Origin of the sequence: Psychrobacter sp. FME6 (assembly GCF_014861365.1) — a bacterium.
GTDB lineage: Bacteria > Pseudomonadota > Gammaproteobacteria > Pseudomonadales > Moraxellaceae > Psychrobacter.
Window position 1 is genome coordinate 1 of the sequence record NZ_RRYW01000190.1, and the last position, 1,409, is coordinate 1,409.

At 36.3% G+C, this 1,409-nt stretch carries 1 protein-coding gene; it reads right to left on the minus strand.

All coding sequences use genetic code 11. The features are described 5' to 3' along the window. Positions 1 to 569 precede the first annotated feature (569 nt). Complete coding sequence (locus EI162_RS14130; protein WP_318779332.1) at positions 570 to 1,313, minus strand: YwqG family protein; 744 nt, start codon at positions 1,311 to 1,313, stop codon at positions 570 to 572. Between the last annotated feature and the right edge of the window lie 96 nt (positions 1,314 to 1,409).

The following is a 1,409-nucleotide window of genomic DNA, read 5'->3' on the forward strand; positions in this document are numbered from 1 at the left end:
TCTTAGCGTCTTGATCCTTAGTGCTGGCTCTCACATAAATACGAACGGTCATAACGCCACCTATATTATTTAGACTTATAAATTAATGTCCATTGATAATATCATGATATTAATATCATTTAATAATAGAAATAAGTCTAATGATAGATAGAGTATCGTTTAGAGGTTTTATTTTTTAGGTATAGGCTAATGATAGAAAAAAAGCACAGCAGCCAGTCCTATAATTCAAAAGTCTGTTATAAATGGTTCCATGTTAACAGTCTGCTTTAAGTAGTCTATTAATAGGTTTGAAGGGTGAAATAACTGGTTCCCTTGGGGTATACCCTAAAAATATAATTAAATTACTCTATATGGCTTATTTGTCTAAAACGAATAATTAAGTGGTTCGTTATACGCTGTTTAATAGACAAGTATTTATACATAAGATAGGCTGAAATAGTGGTAAAAACAGGCAAAATAAAGGAGTCTAAAAACCACCGTTTTTTAGACTCCAAAACTTTAAGAAACTCTTAGTAGTTGTGCCGTCACAATTGCCTTACCTTGTCTTAACGACACTTATAGATAATAAATTAACTGCAATCCCAGTTGTATACTAACTGGTTAAAATCTCGTGCTAAAAGTGCTTCAGGCGTAATAAAGAAATTCGCTACACCCATATCACCCCACATGATATCCGCGTCATCATCGCTATCGAGTTGGAATAATAGAATATGTTGTCTTAATGATTCCTCATATTCACGAGGGTCAGTTTGGGTGAAATAAGGATAGCCTAGGATTTGATGACCACCAATGCCTGCCAGTTCGTGGTATTTATCAATAACATCGTAAGGGTCAACATCATCCAACCCTTTTGCTTTGAGCTCTGATTCAATGTAATCTTCATCACAAAGTTTACTTGTTTCAGATGAGTTGTAAGCATAGAGGTTACAAGACTGCACCGCTTTCTCGAATGTGAGGGCAAATTCATCCTTCACGCCAAAAGGTAATACGTAATCCTCTTCTAGAAAAACGGCTTTGACACTAGCCATAGTCTCGTCTAAATCGGCTTGATTAACAGGTAAGTTTGTATCCGCCCAATAACGCACTTGATAAGTATCACTGGGATAAGGATTATCAAAATCAGCACCGTATAAGTCAGTATTGCCAATATACACCTGTAAGATACCATTATCAGGCAATGGTTGCGGTAGTTGCGTTAAATCCACCGCGTTACTTAACTCTGAAAAATTTATCTGCACGAGTAATGCTAATGGTTTGCCGTCTGCCTGACTGGGATAGGTTTCGCCCATCGGCAAATAACCCATACCACCCACTTTACTGGCAGTTAAAGGTAACTTTCCATCGCTATTTTTTAGGCTGTGTTTTAATAATGTGTTGATTAATTTAATGATAGAATAATGGTGTTATAG